This window comes from Streptomyces sp. NPDC059456 (assembly GCF_042750055.1).
In the GTDB taxonomy this organism is placed as follows: domain Bacteria; phylum Actinomycetota; class Actinomycetes; order Streptomycetales; family Streptomycetaceae; genus Streptomyces.
This window is the reverse complement of sequence record NZ_JBHYVA010000374.1, coordinates 1-8,133: the sequence shown is the minus strand read 5'-3', so window position 1 is coordinate 8,133 and position 8,133 is coordinate 1. Positions and strand designations below refer to the sequence as shown.

Genomic DNA, 8,133 nt, shown 5'->3' with positions numbered 1-8,133 from the left:
CCCCGCCCGCCCCTCCACCTGATAGGCGGGGCGCGGGGGCACCTGGAGCTGCACGGCACCCCGCTGTGCCCCACACCGCCGGGTGCCCCGCGCACCCGGCACCCCGTCACACCTCTGGCACCCGGTGGACAGGTGCGGACAGCAGTGGACAGTCCCCGCCGCCGTCCGCTCTGGAGAGTGGACACCGCCCGGCACGAGTCTGTGCGACATGAACGTTGCACACACGAAGACGGGCCGGGCGGCAGCCGGAGCCCCCCGTCCGGGAGCCGCCCTGGCGGCACTGGCCGCGGCCCAGTTCACCGTCATGCTCGCCACGTCGATCGTGAACGTGGCGCTCCCGCAGATCAGCTCCGGGGTCGGACTGTCGGACGGCGGCACCACCTGGGTGGTCAACGCCTACGGACTGGCCTTCGGGGCACTGCTCCTGGCGGGCGGCCGGGCGGCCGACCTCCTCGGCCGCCGCCGGGTCCTGGTCGCCGGACTGGCGCTGTTCGCGGTGGCCTCGCTGACCGCGGGGCTGGCCGGCTCAGCGAGCGTCCTGATCGCGGCCCGGGCCGTCCAGGGCCTCGGCGCCGCCGCCATCGCCCCGGCCGCGCTCGCCCTCGTGATGGACCTGTACCCGCCCGGCCCCGGGCGGGGCCGGGCGCTGGGGGTGTGGGGCGCGGTCTCCGGCGCCGGCGGAGCGGGCGGCGTACTCCTGGGCGGTGTCCTGACCCAGGCGTGGGGCTGGCCCTGGATCTTCCACTCCGTGGCCCTCGGAACGGCCCTGGTCCTGGCCGCCGTGGCAGCGTTCGTGCCCCGGCCGGCGGGACGGAAGGACGGCCGGTTCGACCTGCTGGGCACCGTCGTCGTCACCCTCGCCCTGACCTGCCTCGTCTGGGGCCTGACCGCAGCGCGCGGCGCCGGCTGGACGGACCTGCGGGTGCTGGGCGCCCTGGCCGGAGCCGCCGCACTGTTCGCCGCGTTCACCGTGATCGAGCTCCGCCGGCCGAACGCACTGATCCCGCCCCGGCTGTTCAGTACCGGCCGGGTCGCCGCGGGCAACCTGCTGATGGCACTGCTCGGCTCCGTGTGGATCGCACTGTTCTTCTTCCTGCCGCTCTACCAGCAACAGGTCCTCGGGATGCACCCCCTGGCCACCGGAGCGGGCCAACTCCCGCTCGCCCTGGCCAATATGCTCGGCGCGTCCGTGGCATCCCGGATCGCCCGGCGCATCGGCGCCACCGCGACGGTGACGGCGGCCCTGTTCACCGAGGCGGCCGGCCTGCTGTGGCTGTCCCGGATCGACGCGCACGGCAGCTACCTCGCCGATGTCCTCGGCCCGAGCATCCTGGTCGGCCTCGGCCTGAGTGTCGCGTTCGTCCAGCTCACCGCACTGGCCGTGGACGGCGTCCGCCCGCAGGACGCCGGGCTCGCCGGCGGCCTGGTCAACACCACGCGCCAGATCGGAGGGGCCATCGGTCTCGCCGCCCTGGCGACCCTGGCCGGTTCCGTCACCGCACACGCCGCTGCCGACCAGCCGCACCTGGAGGCGCTCACCGCCGGATACCGCGCCGCCTTCACCGTCTCGGCCGCGGTCCTGGCCCTCACCGCACTCCTCGCACTCTTCCTGGCCCGCTGCACCCGGCCGCGTCCCGACGCGGCGGAGCCGACGGTCCGGGCACACCCCCGACACCTCCCCGTCCCGAAAGGAAACACAGTCATGGTCACCATCGACGAGACCGCCCCTGTCACCGTCCGCCTGAGCACCGTCATCGACGCCCCGCTCGCCACGGTGTGGGACCTGCACACCGACATCGCGGCCTGGCCCACCTGGAACACGGACATCGACCGCGCCGAACTCGACGGCCCGCTGCTCCCCGGCAACTCCTTCAACTGGCTGACCCACGGCCTGGACATCACCTCCACCGTGCAGGAAGTGGTCCCCGGCGAACGGATCGTGTGGGGCGGAGACGTCGACGGCATCACCGGCATCCACGTGTGGACGTTCGAGCAGACCGACGGGCACGTCACCGTCCGCACCGAGGAGTCCTGGAGCGGGGAGCCGGTCGACGCCGCGGTGCACGAACTCGCCCAGGCCCTCCACGACTCCCTGGACAGCTGGCTCACCCACCTCAAGCACCGTGCCGAACAGGCTGCCTGACCACGCCTCCCTTCCGCTCCCTTCTTCCTCCACTCCGTTCCATCTCCTGAAAGAGGTCCCCGACATGACCGCCGACAAGCCCTACCTGACCGGCCACTACACCCCCGTCACCGACGAGACCACCGCCACCGACCTGACCGTCGAGGGCACCCTCCCCCCGGAGCTGACCGGCCGGCTGCTCCGCAACGGCCACAACCCGAAGCCCGGAGTGACCCCGACGCACTGGTTCAAGGGCAGCGGCATGGTCCACGGGATCCGGCTCCGTGAGGGCCGCGCCGAGTGGTACCGCAACCGCTGGGTGAAGACCCCCGCCCTCGAAGGTGCCCCCTACATGACCGACCGCGGTCCCGACCTGAGCGCCAGCACCGCCGGCACCCACGTCATCGAACACGGCGGCCGCCTCCTCGCCCTGTGCGAGTCCAACTTCCCCTTCGAACTCACCCCGGAACTGGAAACGGTCGGCGCCCACGACTTCGGCGGCAAGCTGCGCACGGCGATGACCGCGCACCCCAAGGAGGACCCGCGCACCGGCGAGCTCCACTTCTTCGGGTCCTCGCCCTTCCCGCCGTTCCTGACGTACTACGTCTCCGACGCCAAGGGCGAGATCATCCACAGCGCCGAGATCCCGGGGGCGACGGCCTCCCTGAAGCACGACTTCGCCATCACCCGCCGCCACGTGGTCTTCATCGAGGGGAACGTCACCTTCGACCCGACCGAGCACTCCGGCATCCCGTACGGCTGGAGCGACCAGCAGCTCTCCCGCATCGGGATCATGCCGCGCGGGGAGCACGGCGCGCAGAACATCCGCTGGTTCTCGATCGAGCCGGGCAACATGCTGCACGTCTCCAACGCCTACGAGGACGGCCAGGGCCGCATCGTCCTGGAAGGCCCCACCGTGGACCGCGAGGGGTTCCAGCTGTCCTGGAACTGGTGGATCGGCGCCCCGGGCCGCGGTACCGAGCCCAACGCCCGTTCGTACACCCGCCGCTGGGTGGTCGACATGGCCGCCGGTACGGTCGACGAGCAGATCATCGACGACCTCGCGGTGGAGTTCCCGACGCTCAACGAGGACTACCTCGGCGCCGAGAACCGATACCAGTACGCCATCTCCTTCCCGGACGAGAAGGGCTTCGGCGGCTACGGAGTGGTGAAGTACGACCGCACCACCGGCGCCCGCCGCATCCACCAGGTCGGCGACGCCCGCCTGCCCAGCGAGGCCGTGTTCGTCCCCGCGGCCGGGGCGACCAACGAGGACGACGGCTACCTGCTGACGGTGGTCTCCGACCTCAAGCAGGACGCCTCGCAGCTGCTGGTCCTCGACGCCTCCGGTCTCGACCGCATCGCCACCGTCCACCTGCCGCGGCGGGTGCCTGCCGGGATCCACGGTTCCTGGATCACCGACGACAGCCTGGCGGGCGCCGGGAACTGACCACCCCCGACACACCCCCCGGCGCTGCCGGCCACTCCCTTCAGGGCGGTGGCCGGCAGCGCCGTTCAGCCCCGGGATCCGACCGGTGCCGGGGCCTCCAGGGCCACCGCGGCCTGGGCGGCCAGGGTGACCGCGACCAGCCGGGCCTCCAGCGGCGGCACCGGGGCGCCGGGGACGGGCGTCATCATGAAACGGCCCTCGTAGTGCCCGCCGGAGGTGGCGCGCAGCTCGATCTCGCCCTCCGGCCACCCCTGCCGGTCCAGGTCCCACACCCAGTCCGGCACCGTGACGGAACCGTCCTGCTCCAGTCGGGCCGGATGCCCGAGCAGGGAGCCGCGCTCGAAGCGGCAGGCCCGGAGTCCGAGCAGCTCGACCAGCTGCCGTCGTACGTGTGCGGCCACGTCGTCCGGTGAGGTGCTGAAACGCGCGAAACGAGCCGTCTCGTGCAGCCGCTCCAGGTGGCCGGCGTCCGCGAGGGCGACGCCGCCCAGCAGCCGGGCCCGCGCCGCGAGCTGCGAGACGGCCAGTCCCACGACGAGCAGGAGCAGGGCCGTCTCGATGTCGGCGCGCTGCTCGATGTGGAAGGTCTCGTACGGAACGGTGTGGAAGAAGTCGAACCACGCGGCCGCCGAGAGCGCGGCGAGCGCGCCGGCGTACCGGTTTCCCAGCGCGGATACGGCCACCACGGCCACCACGAGGACCAGTGCGACATTGGTGTGCGATACGTCGGCGCGCACGGGCGCGAGGGCCAGCGCGACGACGAACGGTGCGAACAGCGCTGCGACGGCCGCAACGGCGTCACGAAGCGGGATCCTCATGATCCACCTCGCAGTGGTTCGGAGTTCTCGGGAGGAACAGGGCGACGACGCGGTCATGTGCACGCCCCCTGTGCCCGCCCCTCGACCCCTCCAGTATTCCGTCGTCGCCCCGGCCCGAACCAGTCCTTGACGGCTCCCTGACGGTTCCGGACCCGATCCTGACGTCCACCGCGGGGCGGCGCGTGCCCTCGGCGTCAGGGCGGCATCAAGAGTTCCGCCGCACCCGTATGGAGCCCGTCAAGGAGGCTCAACACCCGGCTGAGCCCGCGGTTTGCTCTACATCGGCCGTTGTGGCCGAAATCCATTTCATCACTTCATCAGGAGCTCACGATGGCCGATCTGGCCTTCGTCGTCACCACGGTCGCGGTGTTCGCGCTGGTGGCTCTCATCGCCCGAGGGGTGGCCAAGCTGTGACCGTCGAAAACATCGTCGGCCTCGTCGTGGCCGTCTCCCTGCTGGGATACCTCGTCCTCGCCCTCGTGTACCCGGAGAGGTTCTAGCCACCGATGAGTCCCGTTCTCGCTGGTGTGCTCCAGCTCCTCGCCCTGATGGCCGCGCTCGCGCTGGCCTACCGGCCCCTGGGCGACCACATGGCCCGCGTCTACTCCTCCGAGAAGCACTACCGCCCGGAGAAGTGGATCTACAAGGCCATCGGCGCCGACCCGACCGCCGAGATGCGCTGGCCCGCCTACCTGCGCGGTGTCCTGGCCTTCTCCGCGGTCGGCGTCCTGTTCCTCTACGCCCTCCAGCGCGCCCAGGGCGTCCTGCCGGGCTCGCTCGGCTTCTCCGCGATCGACCCCGACCAGGCCTTCAACACCGCAGCCTCGTTCGTCGCCAACACCAACTGGCAGTCGTACGCGGGTGAGCAGGCCATGGGCCACGTCGTGCAGACCGGCGGCCTGGCGGTGCAGAACTTCGTCTCCGCCGCCGTCGGCATGGCCGTCGCCGTCGCCCTCGTACGGGGTTTCGCCCGCTCGCGCACCGGTGAGCTGGGCAACTTCTGGTCCGACCTGGTCCGCGGCACCGTCCGGATCCTGCTGCCGATCTCGGTGATCGGCGCGATCGTGCTGGTGGCGTGCGGTGCGATCCAGAACTTCGCCGGGATCCACGCGGTCGGCCAGTTCCTGGGCGGCACCCGGCAGTGGAACGGAGGCGCGGTCGCCTCGCAGGAGGTCATCAAGGAACTCGGCACGAACGGCGGCGGCTACTTCAACGCCAACTCGGCGCACCCGTTCGAGAACCCCACCCCGTTCTCGAACCTCTTCGAGGTCTTCCTGATCCTGGTCATCCCGTTCGCGCTGACGCGTACGTTCGGCCGGATGGTCGGCAGCCTGCGGCAGGGCTACGCGATCCTGGCGACGATGGCGACGATCTGGCTCGCCTTCACCGCCCTGATGATGTGGACCGAGTACGCCCACCACGGACCCGCCTTCGACATCGCGGGCGGGGCGATGGAGGGCAAGGAGACCCGCTTCGGGATCGGCGCCTCCGCGATCTTCTCGGTGGCCACCACGCTCACCTCGACGGGTGCGGTCAACTCCTTCCACTCCTCCTTCACCGGGCTGGGCGGCGGCATCCAGCTGCTGGGCATGCAGCTCGGCGAGATCGCCCCCGGCGGTGTGGGCTCCGGCCTCTACGGCATGCTGATCATGGCGATCATCGCGGTGTTCATCGCCGGCCTGATGGTCGGGCGGACGCCGGAGTACCTGGGCAAGAAGATCGGCACCCGCGAGATCAAGCTCGCCGCCTGCTACATCCTCATCACCCCGGCCCTGGTGCTCTGCTTCACCGCCGCCGCGATGGCCCTGCCCACCCCGCCCCACTCCATGCTCAACTCCGGCGCACACGGCTTCTCCGAAGTCCTCTACGCCTACACCTCCGGCGCCAACAACAACGGCTCCGCCTTCGCCGGCCTGAACGCCGACACCCAGTGGTTCAACTCCACGATCGGCATCGCCATGCTGCTGGGCCGCTTCCTGCCCATGGTCTTCGTCCTCGCCCTGGCCGGCTCGCTCGCCGAACAGAAGCCCGTGCCGGAGACGGCGGGCACGCTGCGCACCGACAAGCCGCTCTACGCGGGCCTGCTCGTCGGCACGATCGTCATCATCACCGGTCTGACCTACTTCCCCGCCCTCGCGCTGGGTCCGCTCGCTGAAGGGCTCGCATCATGAGCACCATCACCCCCACCCGTGCCCCGCACGAGGACATCCCCACGGCCCACCAGCCCGCCGGCCGTGTCGGCGGCGGACTGTTCGACCCCAAGGCCCTGCTGAAGTCCTTCCCCGACGCGGTGCGCAAGCTCGACCCGCGTGTCATGATCAAGTCGCCGGTCATGTTCGTCGTCCTCGTCGGGTCGGTGGTCACCACCGTTCTCGCGGTCAAGGACCCGACGGACTGGTTCGGCTGGGCGATCACGGCCTGGCTGTGGCTGACCACCATCTTCGCCAACCTCGCCGAAGCCGTCGCCGAGGGCCGCGGCAAAGCCCAGGCCGACACCCTGCGCAAGGCCAAGACGGACACCGTCGCCCGCCGCCTGACCGATTCCGGCGAGGAACGGGTCCCGGGCACCGGGCTGCGCATCGGCGATCTGGTCGTCTGCGAGGCCGGCGACATCATCCCGGGCGACGGTGACGTCGTCGAGGGCGTCGCGTCGGTGGACGAGTCGGCCATCACGGGTGAGTCCGCTCCCGTCATCCGGGAGTCGGGCGGCGACCGCTCGGCGGTCACGGGCGGAACGAAGGTCCTCTCGGACCGGATCGTCGTCAAGATCACGACGAAGCCCGGTGAGACCTTCATCGACCGCATGATCGCCCTGGTCGAGGGCGCGGCCCGGCAGAAGACGCCCAACGAGATCGCCCTCAACATCCTGCTCGCCTCGCTGACGATCGTCTTCCTGCTGGCCGTGGTCACCCTCCAGCCGTTCGCGATCTACGCCGACGCCAAGCAGTCCATGATCGTGCTGACCGCCCTGCTGGTCTGCCTGATCCCGACCACCATCGGCGCGCTGCTCTCGGCGATCGGCATCGCCGGCATGGACCGCTTGGTCCAGCGCAACGTCCTGGCCATGTCGGGGCGTGCGGTCGAGGCCGCCGGAGACGTGTCGACGCTGCTGCTCGACAAGACCGGCACCATCACGCTCGGCAACCGCCAGGCCGCCGAGTTCGTGCCCGTCAAGGGCACCACGGAAGCCGAGCTGGCGGACGCCGCCCAGCTGTCGTCGCTGGCGGACGAGACGCCCGAGGGCCGTTCCATCGTCGTCCTGGCGAAGGAGAAGTACGGGCTGCGCGAGCGCCACCAGGGCGAGCTGTCGCAGGCCGAGTGGATCGCCTTCACCGCCCAGACCCGCATGTCCGGTGTCGACGTCGACGGCAAGAAGACCCGCAAGGGCGCCGCCGGCTCCGTCATCACCTGGGTCAAGGAACAGGGCGGCCGGGTGGCCGAGGACGCCGACCTCCTGGCCAACAAGATCTCCGAGGACGGTGGCACCCCGCTGCTCGTCGCCGTCCAGGACGACGAGGGCGCCCGTGTCCTGGGTGTCATCCACCTCAAGGACGTGGTCAAGGAGGGCATGCGCGAGCGGTTCGACGAGCTGCGCCGCATGGGCATCAAGACCGTGATGATCACGGGCGACAACCCGCTCACCGCAAAGGCGATCGCCGAGGAGGCGGGTGTCGACGATTTCCTCGCCGAGGCCACGCCCGAGGACAAGATGGCCCTCATCAAGCGGGAGCAGGCCGGCGGCA

Annotated in this window: 7 protein-coding genes; 6 read left to right on the top strand and 1 reads right to left on the bottom strand. The window is 70.8% G+C overall.

Annotated features, from left to right (window positions below; genetic code table 11):
- Nucleotides 1–208: 208 nt before the first annotated feature.
- Nucleotides 209–2,143 (top strand): MFS transporter, encoded by a 1,935-nt coding sequence (locus tag ACFXA3_RS27195; RefSeq protein ID WP_385190991.1) that lies wholly within the window; start codon nucleotides 209–211, stop codon nucleotides 2,141–2,143.
- A 64-nt stretch (nucleotides 2,144–2,207) separates the two neighbouring features.
- Nucleotides 2,208–3,572 carry a carotenoid oxygenase family protein gene (locus tag ACFXA3_RS27190; RefSeq protein ID WP_385190989.1) on the top strand — a complete coding sequence of 455 codons (1,365 nt, stop codon included), beginning with the start codon at nucleotides 2,208–2,210 and terminating at the stop codon, nucleotides 3,570–3,572.
- A gap of 65 nt (nucleotides 3,573–3,637) precedes the next feature.
- On the opposite strand, the gene ACFXA3_RS27185 is transcribed toward ACFXA3_RS27190, so the two are convergent.
- Nucleotides 3,638–4,390, bottom strand: a complete 753-nt coding sequence (locus ACFXA3_RS27185) for a DUF4118 domain-containing protein (protein ID WP_385190987.1) — start codon at nucleotides 4,388–4,390, stop codon at nucleotides 3,638–3,640.
- A 288-nt stretch (nucleotides 4,391–4,678) separates the two neighbouring features.
- Here ACFXA3_RS27185 and ACFXA3_RS27180 point away from each other — a divergent pair, with 288 nt between their 5' ends.
- From ACFXA3_RS27180 to kdpB, 4 genes are all read left to right on the top strand, one after another.
- Nucleotides 4,679–4,804, top strand: a complete 126-nt coding sequence (locus ACFXA3_RS27180) for a hypothetical protein (RefSeq protein ID WP_385190986.1) — start codon at nucleotides 4,679–4,681, stop codon at nucleotides 4,802–4,804.
- Entirely contained in the window at nucleotides 4,801–4,890 is a 90-nt protein-coding gene (gene kdpF / locus ACFXA3_RS27175) for a K(+)-transporting ATPase subunit F (protein ID WP_042817481.1), read from the top strand. The genes ACFXA3_RS27180 and kdpF overlap by 4 nt, the downstream gene beginning before the upstream one ends.
- Before the next feature lie 6 nt (nucleotides 4,891–4,896).
- Nucleotides 4,897–6,561: a potassium-transporting ATPase subunit KdpA gene (kdpA, locus tag ACFXA3_RS27170; protein WP_385190984.1), complete on the top strand. Its 1,665-nt coding sequence runs from the start codon at nucleotides 4,897–4,899 to the stop codon at nucleotides 6,559–6,561.
- The coding region (gene kdpB / locus ACFXA3_RS27165) for a potassium-transporting ATPase subunit KdpB (RefSeq protein WP_385190982.1) at nucleotides 6,558–8,133 on the top strand (1,576 nt) is incomplete at its 3' end. The genes kdpA and kdpB, both read left to right, overlap by 4 nt.